At 59.0% G+C, this 22,531-nt stretch carries 19 protein-coding genes, 1 tRNA gene and 2 rRNA genes (1 of these 22 running past the window's edge); 9 read left to right on the top strand and 13 right to left on the bottom strand.

What is annotated here, in order from left to right; genetic code table 11:
• From AC6H34_RS02800 to AC6H34_RS02790, 3 genes are all read left to right on the top strand, one after another.
• Positions 1 to 1,654 (top strand): 23S ribosomal RNA (locus AC6H34_RS02800); it begins 1,152 nt to the left of the window's first position.
• A 219-nt stretch (positions 1,655 to 1,873) separates the two neighbouring features.
• Positions 1,874 to 1,988, top strand: a 5S ribosomal RNA gene (gene rrf, locus AC6H34_RS02795).
• 155 nt (positions 1,989 to 2,143) lie between these two features.
• Positions 2,144 to 2,220, top strand: a tRNA-Met gene (locus tag AC6H34_RS02790).
• 86 nt (positions 2,221 to 2,306) lie between these two features.
• Here the strand turns inward: AC6H34_RS02790 and AC6H34_RS02785 are convergent.
• Both AC6H34_RS02785 and AC6H34_RS02780 read right to left on the bottom strand, forming a co-directional pair.
• Positions 2,307 to 2,624, bottom strand: coding sequence for a hypothetical protein (locus tag AC6H34_RS02785; protein WP_497537837.1), 318 nt, complete (start codon positions 2,622 to 2,624; stop codon positions 2,307 to 2,309).
• A 58-nt stretch (positions 2,625 to 2,682) separates the two neighbouring features.
• Positions 2,683 to 3,507: a transglutaminase-like domain-containing protein gene (locus AC6H34_RS02780; protein WP_497537836.1), complete on the bottom strand. Its 825-nt coding sequence runs from the start codon at positions 3,505 to 3,507 to the stop codon at positions 2,683 to 2,685.
• 358 nt (positions 3,508 to 3,865) lie between these two features.
• Here AC6H34_RS02780 and tnpB point away from each other — a divergent pair, with 358 nt between their 5' ends.
• A complete protein-coding gene (tnpB, locus tag AC6H34_RS02775) occupies positions 3,866 to 4,042 on the top strand; it encodes an IS66 family insertion sequence element accessory protein TnpB (protein ID WP_497537835.1) in 177 nt (58 codons plus the stop codon).
• Here tnpB and AC6H34_RS02770 read toward each other — a convergent pair.
• The 10 genes from AC6H34_RS02770 to AC6H34_RS02725 all read right to left on the bottom strand — a co-directional run bounded on the left by AC6H34_RS02770 (position 4,007) and on the right by AC6H34_RS02725 (position 14,220).
• On the bottom strand, positions 4,007 to 4,306 hold the full coding sequence (locus AC6H34_RS02770) for a hypothetical protein (protein ID WP_497537834.1): 300 nt from the start codon (positions 4,304 to 4,306) through the stop codon (positions 4,007 to 4,009). The genes tnpB and AC6H34_RS02770 overlap by 36 nt on opposite strands.
• Before the next feature lie 5 nt (positions 4,307 to 4,311).
• Positions 4,312 to 5,010 (bottom strand): tetratricopeptide repeat protein, encoded by a 699-nt coding sequence (locus AC6H34_RS02765; protein WP_497537833.1) that lies wholly within the window; start codon positions 5,008 to 5,010, stop codon positions 4,312 to 4,314.
• A 4-nt stretch (positions 5,011 to 5,014) separates the two neighbouring features.
• Positions 5,015 to 6,112 (bottom strand): Rieske (2Fe-2S) protein, encoded by a 1,098-nt coding sequence (locus AC6H34_RS02760; protein WP_497537832.1) that lies wholly within the window; start codon positions 6,110 to 6,112, stop codon positions 5,015 to 5,017.
• Positions 6,113 to 6,179: 67 nt separating this feature from the next.
• Positions 6,180 to 8,573, bottom strand: a complete 2,394-nt coding sequence (locus AC6H34_RS02755) for a N,N-dimethylformamidase beta subunit family domain-containing protein (RefSeq protein ID WP_497537831.1) — start codon at positions 8,571 to 8,573, stop codon at positions 6,180 to 6,182.
• Positions 8,574 to 8,692: 119 nt separating this feature from the next.
• Entirely contained in the window at positions 8,693 to 9,133 is a 441-nt protein-coding gene (locus tag AC6H34_RS02750; protein WP_497537830.1) for a N,N-dimethylformamidase alpha subunit family protein, read from the bottom strand.
• A 181-nt stretch (positions 9,134 to 9,314) separates the two neighbouring features.
• The gene (gene urtE / locus AC6H34_RS02745) at positions 9,315 to 10,019 is read right to left on the bottom strand and encodes an urea ABC transporter ATP-binding subunit UrtE (RefSeq protein ID WP_497537829.1); all 705 of its coding nucleotides are present in this window, start codon (positions 10,017 to 10,019) and stop codon (positions 9,315 to 9,317) included.
• A complete protein-coding gene (gene urtD / locus AC6H34_RS02740) occupies positions 10,016 to 10,762 on the bottom strand; it encodes an urea ABC transporter ATP-binding protein UrtD (protein ID WP_497537828.1) in 747 nt (248 codons plus the stop codon). Before urtD ends, urtE begins: the two co-directional genes overlap by 4 nt.
• Before the next feature lie 11 nt (positions 10,763 to 10,773).
• Positions 10,774 to 11,880, bottom strand: a complete 1,107-nt coding sequence (urtC, locus tag AC6H34_RS02735) for an urea ABC transporter permease subunit UrtC (protein WP_497537827.1) — start codon at positions 11,878 to 11,880, stop codon at positions 10,774 to 10,776.
• A gap of 48 nt (positions 11,881 to 11,928) precedes the next feature.
• Positions 11,929 to 12,804, bottom strand: a complete 876-nt coding sequence (gene urtB, locus AC6H34_RS02730; RefSeq protein WP_497539842.1) for an urea ABC transporter permease subunit UrtB — start codon at positions 12,802 to 12,804, stop codon at positions 11,929 to 11,931.
• A gap of 114 nt (positions 12,805 to 12,918) precedes the next feature.
• Positions 12,919 to 14,220 carry a transporter substrate-binding domain-containing protein gene (locus tag AC6H34_RS02725; RefSeq protein ID WP_497537826.1) on the bottom strand — a complete coding sequence of 434 codons (1,302 nt, stop codon included), beginning with the start codon at positions 14,218 to 14,220 and terminating at the stop codon, positions 12,919 to 12,921.
• Positions 14,221 to 14,722: 502 nt separating this feature from the next.
• Here AC6H34_RS02725 and AC6H34_RS02720 point away from each other — a divergent pair.
• From AC6H34_RS02720 to AC6H34_RS02700, 5 genes are all read left to right on the top strand, one after another.
• The gene (locus tag AC6H34_RS02720) at positions 14,723 to 15,400 is read left to right on the top strand and encodes a response regulator (protein ID WP_497537825.1); all 678 of its coding nucleotides are present in this window, start codon (positions 14,723 to 14,725) and stop codon (positions 15,398 to 15,400) included.
• Positions 15,393 to 16,925 carry a hybrid sensor histidine kinase/response regulator gene (locus AC6H34_RS02715; RefSeq protein WP_497537824.1) on the top strand — a complete coding sequence of 511 codons (1,533 nt, stop codon included), beginning with the start codon at positions 15,393 to 15,395 and terminating at the stop codon, positions 16,923 to 16,925. Before AC6H34_RS02720 ends, AC6H34_RS02715 begins: the two co-directional genes overlap by 8 nt.
• 191 nt (positions 16,926 to 17,116) lie before the next feature.
• Complete coding sequence (locus AC6H34_RS02710) at positions 17,117 to 18,388, top strand: ABC transporter substrate-binding protein (RefSeq protein WP_497537823.1); 1,272 nt, start codon at positions 17,117 to 17,119, stop codon at positions 18,386 to 18,388.
• Positions 18,389 to 18,555: 167 nt separating this feature from the next.
• A complete protein-coding gene (locus AC6H34_RS02705) occupies positions 18,556 to 19,392 on the top strand; it encodes a CbbQ/NirQ/NorQ/GpvN family protein (RefSeq protein WP_497537822.1) in 837 nt (278 codons plus the stop codon).
• A 392-nt stretch (positions 19,393 to 19,784) separates the two neighbouring features.
• Complete coding sequence (locus AC6H34_RS02700; RefSeq protein ID WP_497537821.1) at positions 19,785 to 21,671, top strand: nitric oxide reductase activation protein NorD; 1,887 nt, start codon at positions 19,785 to 19,787, stop codon at positions 21,669 to 21,671.
• Positions 21,672 to 21,678: 7 nt separating this feature from the next.
• Here AC6H34_RS02700 and AC6H34_RS02695 read toward each other — a convergent pair whose 3' ends face one another.
• Positions 21,679 to 22,527 carry an urease accessory protein UreD gene (locus AC6H34_RS02695; RefSeq protein WP_497537820.1) on the bottom strand — a complete coding sequence of 283 codons (849 nt, stop codon included), beginning with the start codon at positions 22,525 to 22,527 and terminating at the stop codon, positions 21,679 to 21,681.
• Between the last annotated feature and the right edge of the window lie 4 nt (positions 22,528 to 22,531).

Below are 22,531 nucleotides of genomic sequence, written 5' to 3'. Positions count from 1 at the left end.
ACTGGTCTAAACAAGGGTCTTTGCGCCGAAAATGTAACGGGGCTCAAGCCACGAGCCGAAGCTGTGGGCGCAGCAATGCGCGGTAGCGGAGCGTTCCATAGGCCTGTGAAGGGTGATCCGTGAGGACGCCTGGAGGTATTGGAAGTGCGAATGCTGGCATGAGTAACGACAAACAGTGTGAGAGACACTGTCGCCGAAAGTCCAAGGGTTCCTGCGTAAAGTTAATCTGCGCAGGGTTAGTCGGCCCCTAAGGCGAGGCTGAAAAGCGTAGTCGATGGGAACAAGGTGAATATTCCTTGACCAGTGGGTAGTGACGGATCTCTTCCGTGGTGTGTTCTTATTGGATTGAGCATGCCATCACGAGGTTCCAGGAAATAGCTCCCACATGAGACCGTACCCGAAACCGACACAGGTGGACTGGTAGAGTATACCAAGGCGCTTGAGAGAACTATGCTGAAGGAACTCGGCAATTTGCCTCCGTAACTTCGGGATAAGGAGGCCTCGTTTGTGGGCAACCACGGGCGAGGGGCACAAACTAGGGGGTGGCGACTGTTTAACAAAAACACAGGGCTCTGCTAAGCCGCAAGGCGACGTATAGGGTCTGACGCCTGCCCGGTGCCGGAAGGTTAAGAGGAGAGGTGCAAGCTTTGAATCGAAGCCCCGGTAAACGGCGGCCGTAACTATAACGGTCCTAAGGTAGCGAAATTCCTTGTCGGGTAAGTTCCGACCTGCACGAATGGCGTAACGATCTCCCCGCTGTCTCCAGCATAGACTCAGTGAAATTGAATTCCCCGTGAAGATGCGGGGTACCTGCGCTTAGACGGAAAGACCCCGTGCACCTTTACTATAACTTTACACTGGCATTCGTGCTTGCATGTGTAGGATAGGTGGTAGGCTTTGAAGCCGAGGCGCCAGCCTTGGTGGAGCCACCCTTGAAATACCACCCTTACGATCATGGATGTCTAACCGCGACCCGTCATCCGGGCCCGGGACAGTGTATGGTGGGTAGTTTGACTGGGGCGGTCGCCTCCCAAAGAGTAACGGAGGCGTGCGACGGTGGGCTCAGAGCGGTCGGAAATCGCTCGTCGAGTGCAATGGCATAAGCCCGCCTGACTGCGAGACTGACAAGTCGAGCAGAGACGAAAGTCGGCCATAGTGATCCGGTGGTCCGTTGTGGAACGGCCATCGCTCAACGAATAAAAGGTACGCCGGGGATAACAGGCTGATGATTCCCAAGAGTCCATATCGACGGAATCGTTTGGCACCTCGATGTCGACTCATCACATCCTGGGGCTGGAGAAGGTCCCAAGGGTTCGGCTGTTCGCCGATTAAAGTGGTACGTGAGTTGGGTTCAAAACGTCGTGAGACAGTTTGGTCCCTATCTGGCGTGGGCGTAGGAGAATTGAGAGGATCTGTCCTTAGTACGAGAGGACCGGGATGGACGTACCTCTGGTGGACCTGTTGTGGCGCCAGCCGCAGTGCAGGGTAGCTATGTACGGTCGGGATAACCGCTGAAGGCATCTAAGCGGGAAACCCACCTCAAGATGAGTTCTCCCTCGAAAGCCGTGGTAGACCACCACGTTGATAGGCCGGGTGTGGAAGCGGAGTGATCCGTGCAGCTTACCGGTACTAATAGCTTGATCGGCTTGATCGCTCTCATTTATCGATACTCACACAATGTGAGACAAAGTGACCTTATCGCGGCATGAAACCATGTCGATGCGGTCACGCGTAACGATCCCTTCGGGATCGCAAGGACCATCTTATGCGCTTCTCGTGACAGACCCTGCGGGCAACCCCCGCGGAGTTGTCACTGCGCATTGTCGACGGTTTGCAGATGCAAATCGCGACGGCTTCAATTGTCTTTCGCCGGCCTGGTGGCACTAGCGAGGAGCCTCAACCCGATCCCATCCCGAACTCGGCCGTTAAACTCCTCAGCGCCGATGGTACTATGTCTCAAGACCTGGGAGAGTAGGTCGTTGCCAGGCCTGCCAAAGACAATCTCGCATCACCATGAAAACAAACAACCAAACCCTTCGGACACAATGTCCGGTCACTTGCGCAAAACTCGACGACGCCACCGCGGCGTAACAAGCGCGTCCTTCGTCCCGACGCCCGTCAAGCACAGCGCACATTACCTCAACGCGGGGTGGAGCAGCCCGGTAGCTCGTCAGGCTCATAACCTGAAGGCCGCAGGTTCAAATCCTGCCCCCGCAACCAACGTTCCCTGCAAAAAACCCCCGCCCCCAAAATGGCGGGGGTTTTTGCGTTTGCGCGGCGCCAATTGGGAGATGCTCGCGGGGACCTCACGGAGCCGCGCCGATCAGATCCTCCAAGGTGATATCCGATACGCCGTCTTCAACGAAGGCACGGAGACCTGGGACCAGCGCGCGTACGACATGGACGTCCTCGACGGGGCCTGGCAAATCGAAGAGATAGATGTCCGGATATCCGGCATCCCTGAGCTTGCTCGCGACGATGTCGAGTTGCGCCCCGGAAGTGAGCATCCCGGTTCGCTGGGACGAGGGGGGACTGTAGCGAGCGGCGAATTCCGAAAGAAACTCCCCAAGGGGATCGGCGGGACGCAAAATGGCCTCGATCACCGACGGAAGGACCACAGCCAATACCACATGCAAGGCAAACCGATGCTGGTTCGGTTTGTTCCGTTTGCTAGCCGGCTCGCTAGCTGAACGATTTATCGCTCGCGATCTGCTCCGTAATCACCAGGAACTTTCGGAGATTGTGAGGGCCGAACGTGTGGAGCATGGGTATGTCCATAGCGTCACGTCCTCGAGCGACCAGGATGCGTCCAATACGCGGCATGTTGTGACGAGCATCGAACGTGTACCACTGCCCGCCGAGATAGGCTTCGAACCAGGCGTTGAAGTCCATCGGCGCCGGATCGGGTGGTACACCGATGTCGCCGAGGTAGCCGTTGCAGTAGCGAGCGGGAATGTTGAGACACCGGCACAGTGTGACCGCGAGATGGGTGAAGTCGCGACACACACCCACCTGCTCGTTCATCGCGTCGGCAGCAGTGCGAGTCGCCCGAGCGCTGCCGTAGTCAAACCGTAAGTGGCCGTGCACGAAGTCGCAAACGGCTTGGACCTTGGCCCACCCTCCCTGTACCCATCCAAACTGGTCCCATGCCGTCTGCATGAGAAGATCCGTTTCGCAATACCGGCTTGCCAGAAGATATGGCAGCGCGTCGGAGGGCAGATCGGGGATGGGTGTTTCCGATGCCCAAGGGAGCAGAGTATCGGGGGTCCCGTCAACTTGAATGATGCCTTCCGACATGATCCTAACGGTGCCGGGAAACCCTTGGATGCGTCGACAGGTATTGCCGAAAGCATCGGTATAAAGCTCTGCAGCGACACCGCACGAAACGGAGAGAGGCCGTTCTTCCACAATGTCGACGCGTCGCTCCGGGGCCACATCCATCAAAGTCACAAGATGGGTGGGCTGGGAGATGTCGATTTCTATATCGAACCCGTAGCGAATATGCATGCGTTTCTCCCTGTGGCGCTCTGCAACGTTGGGGGAGGCATGCAAGTTCCGGACCCTTCCGTGGGCTGAAGCAAACGGGGCGTCGGGACCTTTCCAGCCGTACGAGGCTATTAGGTCAGCACATCACGTGCTCGACCTTGGACTTGCCACTCCAATGTACCGATAGAGGCACGCGGCGAATCGGGAATAGGGCGCCGATGATCCTGTTCAGAAGGAACTAGGGAACACCAGCCGCGGTTGCAGCAATGCCAGGAGCTGACCTAAACCAAAAATATAAAGGCGCAAAATATGCCATTCAGGGAGATTCGGCTGATGACTGCTCCGCGCAGCCTAGTGGCTGGCCATCGGCTACACAGACATGCGGCGCGGCTTTCCGAGCCTAGCCGGGCAGGTGCAGGAAGTGCTCAAACGTGATCCGCTCAATGGGCATCTATTTTACTTTCGAGGGCGCCAGGGCAATCTAATGAAGGTGATCTGGCATGATGGCCAGAGTGCTTGTCTATTTGTGAAGCGTCTGCTCCGTCTTCCTGAATAGGTAGACAACTGATCCGGCGGCAGAATACTCAGCCTTGGATATGCCGAACTTGTCGACGAAATAGCGAAGCACGATGATCGCCGCTGCTGGCGAGAGCATTGGCTTCCACAGCCAGATATCTTGTTTTCGATCAATCGAGTGCGCCTCAAACAGTTCCACCTCAGGATCGGTGCCTGTGCCCACGCGCCACTCGTTCGTCGACCCTCCGAATTCCTTGATGTAGGATAGGAACTCGAACTTGATCTGCTGCACGCTGTAGACCATTGGCTCTACCCTGGTGCCGGCATGATGCGGGCGAGCCGTGAGGTGTCGGCCGTACGTGAGCGCCAGCGTTCCACCAACGCTGAGCCCTTGCGCTTTTCTTCGACCGACATCTGCCCAACGACGCCCTCAAGCGCATTCAGGGCACTGCCGATGCCATGCTGAGCGGCGAGAGAGAACCACACGAAGGCCTCGACGCGATCCTTCCCAACGCCGATGCCGTTGAGATAGGCGAAGCCAAGCCGCGCCTGGGAGGGGTAGTGTCCGGCTTCGGCCGCAGCTCGGTACCATCGGGCCGCCCCAGCCTCGTCGCGGGCGATGCCTTCTCCCTTTGAAAGCAAGGTCGCGAGGTTGTATTGGGCGAAAATGTCGCCCTGTTCGGCGGCCCTCTCCAGCCATGCGGCACCAGCGGCCGTATCTTGCGGCACGCCTTGGCCCATCGCCAGCATGGCGCCGATATTGGTCTGCGCCGGAGCGCGGCCGGCCTCGGCGGCGACGAGGTAACAGCGGAAGGCGTCGGCGAGGGATGTCGGAACGCCGTCGCCATGGGCGTACATGGTGCCCAGCCACATGCTGGCGTCGGGATCGCCCGCCTCGGCTAGCGCCAGCAAACGCTCGAAGGCCGTCTCGAAGGCACCCTCTTTGTAGGCGGCGATGGCATCGGCCAGCATGCCGGCATTCCCGACCTCGATATGCAGCGATAGCACGGCGTCACATCCTCGGATTTTGGAAGAGGGGCATCGCGATCTCCTGACCGGACATCCGCCGCACGCGACCGGCGAGAGTTCGCTGGAGGAAGATCCCCTGCGGGTGTGTCTGGCGCGGCAGCGGCGCGCCGATCGTGTCGGGGCGGGAGCCGGTCGCCCAGCGCGCTGTCTCGACGTGCTCTTGTTCGGCGCTGGCAGCGCGTATGGCGATCTCGGCCTGCCAGAAGGCGTCGTTATTCGTGCCCTCGCCATAGACAAGGACACGGCAGAGCGTCTGGTCGATTGCGGTCGGTTGCAGCACAACCGCGCAAGTTTCGGTGTCGGTTGCGATGAACACGAGGTTTGGAAACAGCCAGGCAGTGCGCGCTTCACGACCGTCGGAAAGAACGGTGCGTGCGAGCAGGAGGCCTCGCTCGGCGTCTTCCTCGACGGTGGTGCCTGCGCTGAGGTGCTGGGCGAGGAGCTTCCAGTTGGCTTCGAGCTCGATCCACTGTTCCGGGCGGTGGATCCGTTTGTGGTTGCCGAAGAAGGCGCCGGCGCGGTTCAACCGACACAGCATATCGTCGATGTCGGGCGGACGGACGTCGAGATTGACGAAGATCAGAGGTCCCCAACTGCGCACATGGGCGGTGAGCAGGCGCTCGGGCCTGAGGCCCAGATATTGGTGCATCTGCGGCGTGCCGTCGCCGAGCTCGCCGGCGGGAATGGCAGCGCGGTCGCGGCTGTAGCCGCAAGAGGTAAAGGAGCAACGTGTCTTGGCGCCGGTCTGACATTGCAACGGCACGACGCGGCAACCGCCATGCTGGGCCTTGTTGAAGCGCGCAGCAAGTCCGGTCTCCATGCGCTGGACATGCAAGCCGTGGGTGCCGACCGTGAAAGGCAGAAGGTCACCGATGCCTGGGATCGCCTCGTGCGCGCCGACGCAAATCCAGTCCCTCGTCCAGATCGCCTCATCTTCCAACTGTGTAAAGGTGAGGGAGCGGAACGCCGCGGGCGGCAGCACCGATGGTTCGACGTCAGCCGCGATGCTGGCTTCGTAAAAGGTCGCACTGGTGAAATCGTGGCCCTCATCATAGTAGCCGAGGTCGGGACGATGCAGCATGGAAACGCCTGTTCGCTATGGAAGAGCTACCCCGGGGGAGCCCCCCGGGGAGTGGTTCGGGCGAAGCTCAGGCCTTCGCGAGGGCAGGCGACTCGTAGTCCGCGCGGCCGCGGTGCTTGATCGCATCTGCCGGGGGGGGCGGCAGCGGCCCGTCCTTCGAGAAGCGGTCGAGCACGTTCTTCACCAGAGTGGAGACGTTGTTCTCGCCGTTGTTCCACGGCAGCGAGCCGCAAAAGGCGATGGACGAGAAGGAGAAGCACGCGCCGCCGTTTGGCGTTTCATGATAGGCGATGTCGCCGCGCACGCGCGGATGGGTCGTGCCGTCAAGGCCCTGCTGGTTGAAGCCAAAATCCTCCATGACGAGAAGATAGGCCTCGGTATGCCGTCCAGCGGAGGTGGCAACCGCCAGAGTATGCGGGGGCGAACCCAGCGTGACGTCGACAATATCAAGTTCCAGGCCGGCACAGCCGCCGCCGACCAGGCCGAAATTGCCGATCGGTTCGTCATAGTTGATACCCTCGAAGGCCCAGGTGACGCGGGGATCCAGGCTGTCGGGGGTACGGCTGTAATATGTCGAGATGTCGAAGCCTTCGTTGGTCATGCCGACGCCGGCCACCGAGTAGAGCGAGCGGCCACGATAGCGCCACATGCCACCGAGTTCCCCGGTGCCCTGATGATAGTACTCACCAGGCTCGGCGCGCCAGGTACGGATGCCGGATTCGCAACGCCGCATCTCGGTGAGCACGCCGCGGCCGAGGTCGTCATATGCCGGGTGGTAAGAATGCACCCAATACCAAGCATCAGCCCCCATATACATCAGGCGGCCACCCCTTTGGGTATAGTTGTGCAGCGCATCGAGTTGGGTACCCGAATTGTGCTCGGGATGTGAGCCGGTGATGATGACGTTGTAGTTCTCGAGCCGGGCAAGGCCATCATAGGTGACGTCCTCGTCGGTGATGACGTCGTATTCATAGCCCAACGTCTCCAGCCAATAGATGAGGTGGAGATCGGCGGGATATTGCCAGGGCGCCTGCGCGAGAAAGTGGTCGTATTTTGGCCGGATCGACAGGATTGGACGCAGCCGCGAGGACAGGCAGATACCGGAACCGTCGGTGTGGGTATCGTAGATCGAGCCACCATATTCCCGGTGCTCGGCCAGAAACATGTTCTGGTGCTGCATGATCGGCACGCGATAGACGAACAATTCCGCGCCACCGGCGTTGCAGGCCACGTGCTCGTTGGCATAGGCCATGTAGCTGATGGTCGGCACCATCATCGCAATCTTGGACTGCTCCTGGCCGACCCGGCACACGACCCAGAACGGGATGTAGTCCTCGTCGCCCTCGGCTGTAGTGATCTTCAGCGCATAGAAACGGCTCTTGATCTTTTCAGGAACGGTCCAAGTAATATCCGCTTTCCAGCGGGCATTATCGACGTCATCGTCGTGGAAGTGGATCGCGCCATATTCCTTTTCGGCATGTTTCCAGTCAAAATTGACGCCGCCCCAGTTGTAGCCGGTGAGTGCGCGGGTCGGGCAGTTCACCAGCGTGGCGTCGAAACGGTAGGGACCGTTATCCTTGGCGACGATGGTGCTGATGCCGTCGAAGAAGTCCCAGGCGGCGACGATGACGCTGGAAAGATCGCCAGTGGGTCCTGAATTGCGACGCTCGGTGAGACCAGGCTGTGCGCCTGCCTTCATCTGCTCGATCTCGAAGCGGTTGAGTGCGCGCTTGCAGATGCGGGGGCTGTCGATCTTGCCATTGTACTTGCCGGTAAACCAGACACCGGCTGGCAGCGAGGAATCGGCCAGAGGGTCATCGTCCATCTTCTCGACATAGGCCGCGAGCGCGATCGGGGCGGAAGTGTGGACGATCTTGGTCTTGAGCATGGTCTTTATCGGCTCGATGACCGGATCGAGCGCATAAACGATCTGCGGTTCGTGATACAGCACCACTTCGCCGGTTGCGGCGTCGAAAGTCGCAGCGACGAAGTGCCAGGCGTGATCCCGGATCGGTACGCCCGTCGTGATTTTATGCTCATTGATGCGCAGCTCGATCTGGCCCTCTTCATTGATGAAGAGGCCGTACCCTCTGCCATTTGTCCATTTGGTTACCAGGCCTTGAGCTCCGTGCTTCCAATAGCGCGGATGTGTCTTGGGTGTGGTCGGCCAGATCCAGCACTGGAGTGTAAAACTCTCGATGTGAAACTGTGGGGCATCCTCGACATAACCATAGGAGCCACTGTGGATAATCTGTTTGCGGCCTTTGTAAGGGCCGGCAATGTCGGATTCTATTGACTTCTCGATAAAGCCTGGGCCGCGGGGGTTCGTGTCGCCGTGGATCATCTGGACGATCTCGGCCTTGTACTCAGTCGGGCCGTCGCAATTGACATAGAATTTGATCTTGTCGCCGGGGTGGACACCGAATTTGTCGGCGTAGCCGGTCAGCCGCATGGCGCACATCGCGTTTTCTCCAGAATTTCGACAGGGGGCGAGCGGCAACAACTAGCCACTCGGCGCGGTGGCCGCTCATCAGGATCGGAATCAAGCGGCTTGGACCGCGTAGGTTGGAAGGGGACGATTCAGGTCACAGGCCAGTTATCGTCTCTGTGCTTCCAGCCCTCGTGATAATGTTCGGGCATGCCGGCATTTTCCGGCAGTTCGTCCAGCCGCATCAGAAAGATGTCATGCTGGATCTCCTGTTCGTCAGTATAGACCCTATCGTTGACGAGTTCGGGGGGCACTCCACGGATGCCGGACAGTCGGCCAATGCGCCACTCGGCATCGACTTTGGTGCAGATTACGACCAGCTTGCCTTTAGGGGACTCACCGCGCATGCGCAGCAACACGCGGCGCAGGTCAGGGTGCTCGTGCACCCCTCCTGTGACGACCGTGGTATCGCCAGGCGTCGCGCACTTCAGGACGGAAAATCCGGCGACGCCCTTCATCGAGTCGACGCATTCTCTATGTTCCTTGATCATAGCTTCGCGCTCGTGCGTGCCTTTCTTCGGAATTGAGATCATTTCGGTCCTCTCTGAATTAAATCAGTCTTGGTGGCAGTTTATTGAAATAATAAAAAAGTATTTTATGGCCACTCCGACTGAATTGTGGCGAGATTTACTTTTTTATTACTTCTAGGTTATCGCGAAATTGGTGATGGGTCAATGTGTTCAGATAAAATTATTAGATGAAAAATCTATATATCTAGATGGTTAGATGGCGTTCAACTAGTTCGTCTGTCATTTCTTCGATCGGTCCGCGGGCGACGACGCGGCCATTATCAACCATGATGAAGGCATCGCCGAGCTTACGAGCGACCTTTATGTGCTGTTCGGTCAAAAGCAGGCTGATACCGTGCTCCTTGTTGAGCATTTTCAGGATTTCACCGATTTCGTGAACAATGTTGGGCTGGATGCCTTCGGTTGGCTCGTCGAGCAGCAGGATCTGAGGGTTCACGGCGAGGGCGCGGGCGATGGCCAGCTGCTGCTTCTGGCCGCCGGAAAGCAGGCCGGCGCGCCGATCGAGATTCTCCTTGAGATAGGGGAATATCTTCAGGCAGATCTCCGGAATATCGGAGACCTTGTCGGTGCGGGCAAAGGTGCCGAGTAGAATGTTCTCGCGTACAGTGAAATCCGAAAGGATGCCGCGCCCTTGGGGAACGTAGCCGAGCCCGTAAGTAGCGCGCTGGTGCGGCGGCTTGCCGCCGATCTCCGTGCTGTTAATTCTGATTGCGCCTGTTGAGCGAGAGGTCAGCCCCATGATGGTGCGCATCAACGTCGTCTTGCCGACGCCATTGCGACCGAGAACGCAAAGACATTGCCCCTTTTTTATCGCGAAGGAGAAGTCCTTGAGGATGCGGGTCGCACCGTAGTAGGATGTGACGTTGTCGAAAGTGAGTACCGGGCTCATGCAGCCTCCTTCTCGCCGAGATAGACGTCGCGGACGCGGGAATTGGCTTCAATATCCTTGATTGAGCCATGAGCTAGCAGCGATCCCATGTGCATGACTGTGACGATGTCCGCGATCTCGCGAACAAAGCCCATGTCGTGTTCTACGACGACGAGGGTCGCTGTCTTGCGCAAATCCCGGAAGATGCGGGCGGTCTTCTCAATCTCGTTCTCGGTCATGCCCGCTATGGGCTCGTCCATCAGCAGAAGTCGTGGCTGTTGCATCAGCACCATGCCGATTTCCAGCCACTGGGTCTCGCCGTGAGAAAGGATCCCGGCGCGTTCATTCAGGCGATGGGTAAGGCTTGCGAGCGTCGCAATCTCGTCGAGCTTCTCCCTCAAGCCCGCTTTGTGGAACTTCAAAAGGTTCCAGAATGGGTTGGTCTGCCGACTATACGCAACCTCCAAGTTCTGGCGGACGGTAAGGTTGCGCAGTACGGCCGGAACCTGGAATTTGCGTCCGATGCCGGCGCGCGCGATGAGATGCTCGGTCTTGGCAGTGATGTCCTCACCGGCAAACAAGATCTCACCCGAGGTCGGCTTGATGCGGCCGGTAATGAGGTCCAACGTTGTGGTCTTCCCCGCGCCGTTTGGGCCGACCAGACAACATAAGGTGCCTTCGACGACTTCCATGCTGAAGTCGTTGATGACTTTGGTAGCCTCGAAGCTCTTCGACAGGTGGCGGATTTCGAGAAGTCCGGGCATCGTGTTCCTCCCTATTCCGCCGGCATCGACTTGGAGTCGCCGTTCGGCTCGCTGGTAGGGGCACTTTTCTGTGCAGCCGAAAGCAGGCCCAGCGCAGCTTCGACCAGACTGGCGAGACCGTTTGGCAGGAAGCGGACGACAAGAATGAAGAAGCCCCCAAGGATCAGCAGCCAGGTCGTGAGGAAGGTGTCGCCGAGATAGCTTTGCGCACCCTGGATCAGAAATGCGCCTATCATCGAGCCGAGCAGCGACAGCCGCCCGCCGATTGCAGCCCATATCACGATCGAAAGGCTGTAGCCGACGTCGAGCTGGGCGGGCGATACATACTGTACGAGCATGACAAGGCAGCACCCTGCGATCGCCGCAATCATGCCCGAAATCGTATAGATCACCGTCTCGTAGCCCGCGACGCTATAGCCCAGGAACCGGACGCGCTCGGCATCATCGCGGATCGCTTGGGTGACGAGACCGAACGCGCTCTGGGTGAGAAGCTTGGCGATTACCGTTGCGCCCGACAACAAGCCGAACACGATCCAATACGCGGTCGGGCTGTAAGGGTCGATTTCCACGCCACTGATCTGAAGCGGCGAGGGCGGCGTTATGCCATTGACGCCGCCGGTATAAGGCTGGCGATCGAGGATGATCGTGTAGAAGGCCGACAACATCGCAAGTGTCATGATCGCGAAGAAGGGCCCCGATACCCGCGCCCGGAACATGATGCCGCCGAAGACGGCGCAGAATAGGGTCGGTATCGCAACCGCGAGGAGGATACCGAGGGCCGTATTCGAGAACGGCTCCCAGAACCATGGCAGGTGGTTGAGGCTGTTGTTCAGCATGAAGGGCGGAATCGGATTGGACGCGTCCTGCGCCTGCATCTGCATCGTCATCGCCATGCCGTAGGCGCCTAGACCGAACGCAATGCCTTGTCCGAGGTTCAGGATGCCACCGAAGCCCCAGCACAAGCTGATAGACAGAGCCAGCATGCCGCAGACACCATAGGTCGCCAGTTGGTTCAGCAGGAAGGAGTCCGTGACCACTATCGGAACAATGGCGAGCATCGCGAAGAATACCGCGTAGGTGATCCATTGTGCGGTCTTGTTATGGTAGAGGTTTCCCATCGGGTCATCGGGCTCTTTTCGTGGGTTTCCGAAGATCTGGGCCGTTATTCATCGTCTGGTGCCTGCTTGCGCGAACAAGCCTTGCGGACGGAACCAGAGGAAAACGACGATCAGCACAAAGATGACAAAGCGGGCGAGGGTATCATTTGAAAAAAGGGCGAGCACTGATTGCAACTCGCCGGTGACGCCGCTCGCCGCAATGGAGCCAGCAAGAGACCCGCCGCCGACGACAACCATCAAAAAGGCCTGCACGACATAGCTTGAGCCCATGGTTGGCAGCACGATCGCAAGCACGCCGAACAGTGATCCGGCAACACCGGCCAGGCCGGCGCCGAGCGCGAAGGTCAGCATGTAGACGCGGCCGGCATTGATGCCGAAGGAGGCGGCCATCTCCTTGTTTTGCATCACCGCGCGAACCTGGACGCCGAAGCGCGTCTTGTAGAACAGGAGCCAGAGCGCGAAAATAAGCAGGGCCGTGACGGCCAGGATAATGACCCGAAAGGTCGAGATCGAGGCAATGCCAATCGAAATAGTCGTCGAAAAGATCGGTGAGACGGCAAGATATTTCGGATCACTGCCAAAGATCAGGCGTACACCCTGCATGAGGACCAGCGATACGCCATAGGTGGCCAGGAGCGTATCGAGCGGCCTATTGTAGAGGTAGCGTATCAATCCCCGTTCCAGTACGAGTCCGATCGCTGCTACGATAACGAAGGAGGCCGGAATGCATAGCGGATACGGCAGGCCGAAATAGGACTGCAGCATATAGGAGCTGTAGGCACCTAGCATGATGAACTCGCCATGCGCCATGTTGATGACGCCGACGGTGCCATAGATGATCGTCAGCCCTAGCGCCGCAATCAGCCAGATACTGGCAATGCTCACGCCGAGAATTACGGCGTTGAGGAGTGAGCCAAGATCCATCGTCTCATCATCCACTCGAGTTCTGAACGTCCGTCGCCATTTTTGGTCTGGCCACGAACGCCGATATGGCAATAGGGATTCCGCGCCACTAACGCGGCGCGGAATCGAACGACATCAGATGACGCTGGTGCGGACTTTGCCGTCAGGCGCCTTCAGGCCATCCTTGGTGCAGACGCCTGCGTCTGGATAGATCGAGTACGGATCCGGTGCGACTTGGGCGTCCGATGCCTTTACCACCTTGAAGGTGCCATCGGCCTGGCACTGGCCGATCTTGGGCTTGAGCCAGGTGTTGAAGTTATTCTCGTCGATCCAGATCAGACCTTCCGGGGAGATCGCGTCCTCAATGCGGATACCACCGGAGTTGTCGCGGATTGCTCGCGGCGTAACGTTTTCGAAGCCGACGGCAGCTGCGGCCTTCTCGAAGCCTGCCTTGAAGACATAGGCCGAGAGATAAGTTTCTTCCATGTTGTAGTGGGTGACGCCGTTCTTGCCGTATTTGCTCTTGAGGAAGCCTTCGACGAACTTGTTGTTGGTCGGATTGTCGAGAGTCTGGAAGTATGGCGCCGAGAGGAAATGACCGGCTCCGAATTCGGCACCCATGGCCCGGGTTTCGATCTCGCCCGTCGTCAGCGAGGCAATCGGCATCTCGTCGACCTTGAAGCCTTCCTGCTTGAACTGCTTGTGGAAAGCGATGTCAGACGCACCGACCACGGTCGAGAAGATAAAGTCCGGCTTCGCGTCACGAATTTTGCCGAGCACAGGTCCGAACTCGGAACTCCCAAGCGGGATGTACTCCTCGCCAAGAAGCTCGCCGCCGGCCTTTTCCAGCCAGACCTTGGCATTCTTGTTCGATTCCTTCGGCCACACATAGTTCGAGCCGACGAAGAAGACTTTCTTGCCGAACTTTTCAACCATGAAGGGAATGAGATCCTTCGAGTGCTGGTTGGCGAGCGGACCTGTACAAATGGTATTCTGTGTACACTCCGCACCTTCGTAGCATGTTGGGTAATATAACAGGTGATTTCTTTGCATTACCGTCGGCAATATCGCCTTTCTGCTAGCCGACGTATAACAACCAAAGAGTGCTATGACCTTGTCTCGGAGAATAAGTTCCTTAGTTTTTTCGGAATATACGTTAAAATCCGACTTTGCGTCGACGATTACCGGTTCGACTGGTACGCCGGCGACGCCGCCATTCTTGTTGATTTCGTCGAAGGCATATTGAAGGACAAGTGTGGAGTCCTCTTCCGGCACTGCAAGCGCGCCGGTTATCGAGAACAGCAAACCGACCTTGAGCGGTTCGCCTTTTTTCAAAGGCGCCGCATAAGCTTTGCTGGAGGTGACGATATTCGGGATGGCGAGTGCTGCGGTGGCAGCGGCGGCGCTTGCAAGCAAGCTGCGACGCGTGAAGTCCATGGGTCCAGTCTCCCCTGAGACAGCGATGGATGGATCGCTAGAGCAGCGATTTAATCGAAATTCGCAGTGGCGCCGCCGCGACATCTAGATGCTATGATAGGAGCGCGCGAACCGTCAATCACTTTCTCTATAGGCAGAAATGTTTCCCTGCAGGGCGGCCTTCGATTGCTTTCTTGCTGTGCAAGAGGCGAGTGATCTGGGCAGAAACGGCCTATATAATAAGCATTAAGCGAGATTGGCGACCATTCTGGCGGTTCCACTAGGCAGATTGGAGCGATCAAAAATATCCTACAATCCCTGGATATGGGGGCATGAGATCCGTCGAAGTGCCGATTTTAATCTAGACGTTTCGATTAGTTTGTTCCACAATTGACAAAGATTGTGGGGGATCATTCTTCCAGGCTCTGGAAAGAGGTGTGCAATTGGGAGATAAGGCTACGCGAACGCGAGGTAATGCGACCCTCGTTCCCCTTATTGCATCTAAAATGCGGCACATGCTCATATGAAGATACTAATCGCCGATGACCATTGGATCGTGCGAGAATCTCTCAAACAGGTCATGCGTCGTCTTCAAGAGACGCTAGACGTTTTCGAGGCTGAGACCTTCGCCCAGGCGGAAGCAATTTTGCATCGGCACCCGGACATCGATCTCATGCTTGTCGATCTGGTCATGCCGGGGTTTGAGGAATTCGATGGACTTCGCCGTTTACGCGCCTCCTTCTCGGACGTGCCGGTCGTCGTTATTTCCGTGCATGAGGACGTTGAGCACGTCATGCGATCTCTTGAACAGGGAGTCATCGGCTACATCCCCAAGTCCGCAGGCGGACCGGAGGTCGAGCGGGCACTCGAACGCGTATTGGCGGGGGAAGTTTCGTTTCCGCGAAAGATTCTCGAACGCTCCACGTCGCCGGCAAGGTCCGTCTCCCCGCCTGCACCACCCACTCCTTCCGTGCCCGAACGCGACGCCGACAGCCTTACCTTGCGGGAAAAGGACGTGCTGCTGCTCTTGGGGCAAGGCTACTCGGTGAAGCGGATCGCCGACGAGCTCGACTTGTCGAGCCAAACCATTCGTGTCCACCTCGGCAACGTCATGAAGAAACTGAATATGCGCGACCGCTCCGAAGCCGTGCACTACGCCATAAGCCACTACGGCACGCCTGCGGCTTCGGAACGTGGCTGACGACCCGGCAGAGGATCGCTCGGTGGGCCCACTCGACGACACGATCCGCGCCGGGCTTGATGCTCTACCCAACGGGATCGCGATTTGGGCGTCCGACCGCACGCTCGCCTATATCAACGAGACGCTGAGGCGCAGCCTCGACGTAACGCCCATGCCTGGCGAGCAATTCGACGACTTCATAGCCAGGGTCGCGCAATCGCGTGAACTCGTCTTGACTGAGCCCGACATTTGGATTGAGAGCGAAGCAAGCGATTTTGGCCGGGAGAAGTCGGTCGACTATGTCCTGGCGGCCGGGACCGTGATGAATGTGTCCCAACGTCCGACGCGCGACGGCGGCATGTCCGCCATTTACTCGGATGTAACGACGATCAAACGGAACGAGCAAGCACTGCGCGAGGCCAAGGAGAGTGCCGAGGCCACCGACGAAGCAAAATCGCGCTTTTTACGTGCCGCAAACCATGATCTCCGGCAGCCTTTAGCATCGCTGAAGATCCTCATTTACAGTTGCATGCGGGAAGAGGATGAGGCGCTTCGCGCCGAGATGCTTCATGCTATGAGTGTTGCAGCGCTCATCATGGAGGATCTGCTCGGGGCGTTGCTGCAGATCGGTCAGCTTGACGCGGGTCGAATCCAACCGCGCGTCACGAGTTTTCAGCTTTCTCAATTGTTTGAGCGCCTTGATATCCAATTCCGTCACCAAGCCGAGGAGAAGGGGCTGAAGCTGCGCTTTGTGGTCCCACGTGGAACGGTTGCAACGGACCGCGCGCTGCTGGAACGCATCCTGTCGAATTTCGTCGCGAATGCGATCCGCTATACGGAAGTTGGAACGGTGCTCATCGGATGCCGTAAAGAAGAACGGGGACTGCGTATCGAGGTGATCGATACAGGCCGAGGAATCCGTGAAGCTGATCAAGAACGTGTGTTCGATGAATTCTTCCGCGCGGCGGAGGAGCCGCGGGGGAAAAAGAGCGGCCTTGGTCTCGGGCTGAATATCGTCAAGCGCCTAGCCGAGTTACTCGAACACCCCGTGCAGCTTCGCTCCAAAGTCGGCAGGGGGTCGATATTCTCAGTCTCCGTACCGCTCGGAAACATCTGGCACAGCGAGGGAAGCGGCGTCGAAATCAGTGAGACGGTGGCGGGCGAGTTCGTGGGCACACCGGTTCTTCTGGTGGAGGACGACGATATCCTGCGTCGGAGCATGACGCAGCTGCTTCAGCGCTGGGGGATCGAAGTGCATGCGGCGTCGGGTGAAGCAGAGGCCGCGGAGCTCGCTCACGGCGGGCTGTCGGTCCGCCTGATCGTTGCCGACTACAATCTCAAGAGCCGAACCGGCATCGACGTCGTACGGGCGTTGCGGCACGAATTCGGCGCCGATACGCCGGCGATGATCGTGACGGCGGACGCCGAGCCGCGCGTCCTCCAGAGCATACGTGAGGCGAATCTCCCAGTCCTGATCAAGCCAGTCAGCCCTCCGAGGCTTCGAGTCTTGATGCACAATCTCTTGTTCGAGCCAGGATTAACCTGAACCTGGCGTGGTGATTTCGAAGTTAACATTGCGATATGGCGTCAGGAGCGACCATCGAGATCAAAACCACGCCAGAAATCAAAGAGGTAGCGGATATCCCGGTTCTGAGACCCGCAGTTTGCGTAATATCGGGCTCAAGCTCATCTCACGATCGGGACCGAAGTCCAAATTGCCATCCGAGGGGAGCTAAATTGACAGGCGACCAGACGACCATTCCGATCGGAAGCATGGTCCCGTTGACGGGACCTTCCGCCGCCGACGGCGCAGAGTTTCGTAAAGGCATGATTCTCGCCGTTGAGGAATTGAATGCACGCGGCGGATTGCTCGGCCGCAAATTCCAGCCGATCTTCGCCGATACCTGCAGACAAACGGCGGAGGAAGTGGTCGCTGCCGCGCGTAGGCTAATCGAGAAACACCAAGTTCACGCGATCATCAACGGCTATAATATCGGGCCACAAAATTCCGAGTACGAACCGATTGCGGATGCCGGCATCATTTACATCCATGCCAATACGCTGCTTCAGCACCACGACACGGTCATGAGCGATCCCGATCGCTATTTCGGCTGTTTCATGGCCGATCCGGCCGACTATTGGTATGGTCCCGGCTTCATCAAATTCATCTCATGGTTGAGAGATTCTGGCCAGTGGACGCCGAATTCCGATCGGCTCGCAATCATTTCCGGTTCAAAGCCTTATAGTATCGTCATTGCACAGTCGATGGCCAACGCGGCGTCCGACTATGGCTGGCGGCTGTGCTTTGGCCCGAAGATCGTGCAGACGCCCACCAATCAGTGGCGCGAGGTCATCGCGGAGGTCCGCACAACGCATCCCGCCGTGATTGCCAACACGCACTTCTATGCAGGGGATCTCGCATATTTTCAGCGGCAATTCATGGAGAACCCAATCGATTGCATCGTCTATCTCCAATATGGAGCAATGCATCGCACTTTCACCGACATCGCTCAGGAGAGCAGCACCGGCATCATCGTCTCCTCAGTGATCGGGCTGTTGCGGGACGAGATGGGAAAGCGCTTCGAGGCTCGCTACAATGCCCGCTTCGGTGAGGGCTCCACCGCGACGATTGGCTGCCAGTCCTACAGTCATATGCATCAATACGCCGTTGCCGCGGCCATGGCGGGCGGTTCCGGACCGCCCGGGGACTTTGAGCAGAATCGCAAGGTTGCCTTCGCGTTAAAGGGAATGATCTACCGCAGCGTGCATGGTACCATTCGCTACCATCCGGAGTGGCAGGCGGCAGTACCCTATCCGGTCGTCACGCATGACCCATCGCTCGGCATGCCGCATATTTTCTATCAGATCCAGGATCATCGAAAGCCCCTCTCGATGATCGCGCCGGAACCCTACAATACCGAGCGTTTCATCCTCCCGCCCTGGATGAGCGGCCGCAGTGCGCCTCGAAAAGCCACTGCGAGCAATTCGCGTGGGCTGACGAACCTCTGACCTGCGGGGAAGCTCGAAGCGGCGAGTTTGATCAGTGTTAAACGGTCGTTGCTGTCGCAAAGGCCATGGTGTCCATCAGTAGGGCCGCGTGGCTCTCCGGCACAGGCGCCGGTCCACGCCAGTTTTATTCGCCAGTGTCCAAAGCATCTCAGGATCCGGAGTGTCTGATGTCGGCAGATTTGCAAACCGTTCTAACCACCCACACGATCCGGGACGAGCCGTTCTACCGGCCGGTTGGCGGCGAGGTGGATCTTTTTGCTGCTGCCTATGCGGGCCGTCTGCCTGTCATGCTCAAAGGGCCCACTGGCTGCGGTAAGACCCGTTTCATCGAACACATGGCTTGGCGGCTCGCCAAGCCACTTGCCACCGTCGCCGCGCATGAGGATCTGACGGCCGCCGACCTCGTCGGGCGCTATCTACTCGCACCGGAAGGAACGGTCTGGCAAGATGGACCGCTGACGGCCGCCGTGCGTCTGGGAATGATCTGCTATCTGGACGAGATCGTGGAGGCTCGCCAGGACACGACCGTTGTCATCCATCCGCTGACCGACGCGCGGCGTGCCTTGCCCCTGGAACGGAAGGGCGAACTCCTTCAGGCCCATCCCGACTTTCAGCTGACCATTTCCTATAATCCTGGCTATCAGAGCACAGTGAAGGATCTGAAGGAGTCGACCAAGCAGCGCTTCGTCGCGATAGAGTTCAGTTATCCCGAGCCCGCCGTCGAAGCTGAGATCATCGCGCGAGAGGGGGGTGTCACACCATCGCTTGCGAGCGACCTGGTGGAAGTCGGACTACGATCGCGGCATCTTCGCGCCCATGGCCTGCTCGAAGGTGCCTCGACGCGCATGCTCATCCACGCGGCAAAACTCGTTCAGTGCGGTGCAAGCATCGACGCCGCGCTCCGCGCTGCAATCCTTCTGCCGATCACCGACGAACCCGATATTCGCGAGGCGCTCGGTGCCGCCATCGCGGCAGCGCTGCCGGAAGGGTTTCGCCTGCAATGACACTTGGCACGCTGGATGCTGCCGCGACAGGGCCTAATCGCACAGCGATCGAGCGACTGCTTCTCGATCGCACGGACGTTGGTCAAATAGTTGCGCAGACGCTTGCTCGGCTTGACCAGGGATGGGGTAGGGAAAGGGTTGAGATCTGGGCAGAGGGCGCTCTCGCACTCGCCCATGCCAATGTCGGCGGCCAGAGCCTTGCAGCCTTCTTCCGTCTGTCGGATGCCTTCTATCGTGACCAATCAGCCGAGGCACTTGCTGCCGATGCGCGCGGTGCAGCCGAAATCGCCCATTTTGCAGGCTCTGCCGCGGCGCTTGCCTGCCTTGAGGCGACGCCGGTTGTTGTCCGCAAACTTTCTCCATACCGAGATCGGACGCGCTGGTGGGCAGGCTTGGCACGGATTGCCCACGAGGCGCCGCACTGCGTGACGCTTGTGACCGCCAATATGTCGACCATTCTCGACATCGGTGGTGGCGAAGCGTTCGAGAATTTCGTTGCGGCGGGGTTGAAAGCCACCGGCAGCTCCCGTGCTCGACAATACTCGTTTTTCTCGCTTGCCGATCCTGGGGCACGAACGCTGTTGGAGCGGGCGAGCGGCACTGTCGGCTTCCAGAACGTGGAGCACCGCCTGAGAGTCTTTGGCCGCGCCCTCTGGGGCACATGCCCGAGGTTGATTCAGCTCGAGGGTATCGGCAATGCTCCTGCGGCCCAGCGTTGTTCAATCGTAGGCGATCTGGTGCGACTGCCGCATGTCTATCGAGGCATTGCGAAAGAGCGGGCGGAGGTGCTCTACCGCGCCGCGCTCGCCCATGCCCAGGCTCATCTCGCTTTCGGCACACGGCAGCGGGTTGGCGCGCTAAGGCCGCTTCAACTGGCTCTGATCGGCCTTATCGAGGATGCCCGGATCGAGATGCTCGCGATGCAGCGCTTTCCAGGGCTTCGTGCACTATGGATCCCATGGCACGAGGCGATGCCCAGTGCCGCCGTCACGGCCCCCGCCCTGATGGCGCGTCTCTCCCGCGCACTGTTCGATCCGAGCTACCAAGACGATGACGGGTTCGTGGTCAAGGGCCGCAGGTTATTTGCCGAGGCCGCGGACCACCTCGATGATCCCCTGTTGGCTCGGGCAATTGGTGGCCTGCTCGGTAACGATCTCGGCCAAATGCGACTGCGGTTCGACGCCAAGGCCTATGTCGTCGAGCCGCAGTACCGGGACGACAATCTGATGCTCTGGGAGTTCGAGGAACCGCCGGACCAGCAAGCCGAGGAGATCGACAAGGCGATCGAAGCCGCACGCCCAAAGCCCGAGGAGGGCGACGACGGCCGGCAGTCGAACGAGGCGCCGCAGGAGAAGGCGGGACGGGCACGTCAGGCCACGGCCGAAAAGCACAATTTGACGATCGCAACCTATCCCGAATGGGACCGTGCGGCAGGCGTCGAGCGAGCGAACTGGACCACGGTGCGCGACACGCTGGCTACGCACGGGGACGCTTCGGCACTTGAATCCCGTCTCGATCAACTCAATGGCTTCAGCCAGCGCATCGCACGGCTGGTGCGCGGCGCTCGGATCGGCCACGCCGTGCGGCTGAAGCGGCAGGTCGAAGGCTTCGATTTCGACCTGGACGCCATCGTGGATGCTGCAATCGCGATCAGAGCAGGCGACCTTCCCGACGACCGCATCCACCGTGCGCCAGGCAAACGCGCCCGAGACATCGCGACCACCTTGCTGGTCGATGTGTCGGAGTCCACTCGCGATCGCGTCGGCCCGTTCTCGGTGCTGGAGATGGAAAAGCTCGCGGTGGCAGCGATCGGTCGGGCGATGGATATGATCGGGGATGTTTTTTCGATTCGCGCCTTCGCATCCTGTGGCCGGGACGACGTCCGTCTCATCCGCATCAAGGATTTTTCCGATCCCTTCGACGGAACTGCGATAGCGCGGCTTGCCGGGACAAGATCGGGCTTGTCGACACGGCTCGGTGCGGCGCTCCGCCATTGCGGTGTGGAACTCAAAGCGATGCCAGTTCATCGCAAGCTTATCATCGCCCTCACGGATGGCGAACCTTCCGACATCGACGTTGCAGATCCTCTTGATCTTGCAGAAGATGCGCGCCGAGCGGTGCTTGATCTGAAGCGAGGGGGCGTCGACGTATGCGGCGTAACGCTCGGCCTTGCGCAAGCCCACCACGTGTTCGGACGCGCCAACACCATCGCTGTTCAGCAGCTCGAAGAACTGCCGGCCAAGCTATCGGAACTTTACTTCCGGCTGGCGCGGCTCTGAGCCAGGCTCATTTGCGACGCGGGGCAGGGCGAAAGCCAAGCATTGCTTCGACGCCGAGCGCAAACAGTAATTCCGTGCCCTGGGTGATACATCCGCCGTTCGCCGCGATCATGCGTACGCCGAGCCCGGACTCATTCGGTAGGGCCGAGACACCTGCACGGCAGGCGACCGCGTCGAGCGCGGTTTCGAGCGCCGCGCCCGACGGGAGCCTTGGCTTTGCCCCGAGCAGCATTGCCGAGCCATACGCTCCCCCGTTCAGGCCAAGAAGCGAACGCTCGCCGACCAATTCCGTCCCGTACACGGTGGAGTGGTCGCGAACCAGGATTTGGCCGTCCGCATTGGTCACGATGGTTGTCGTTGTGATCGAACCGAAAGGGCGATTTTCACCCGTGAAATCATGCCAGGCGATGCCGTCGGCAATGATGCAGGCTGCGCCGGCCGCGAGGTGGATCCTAGTCGAGACCGAGAGCGCCGCACCGGGGAACAATACCAGCGGGTCGAGGGTAAACGCAGCGAAAGCCCCCTCCGCAACGCCTATGACCGTTGTCTGGCTCGCCGGTTGTGTACCGGTGTCATGGACGATGGTTGCAGCCTGGCTCGTGACGTGCGCCGCGGCACCAGCCCTCACCATCAAGGTTAGACCAAGCCTGTCGGCACGGTATATCCCCCCGGAAGCCGACTGCAGATAGAGCGTCGCGAGCTCCGGGCGGGCACGATCGAGAGCGAAGGGCCTGGTGATGTGGAACGGGTAGGGTGTGATCTGCCGGACCAGCGTGGAGCGGCCGCCGCCCAGAGCGAAGACCAATTCGGCGTTGCGACGGCGCCCTCCAATGGGGTCGAGGCCGGCGTCATTCATCGTT

The sequence above is a fragment of the Labrys sp. ALF-8 genome, from assembly GCF_059699065.1.
The sequence above is the reverse complement of the archived record's forward strand: the minus strand, read 5'-3'. Positions and strand labels throughout refer to the sequence as shown.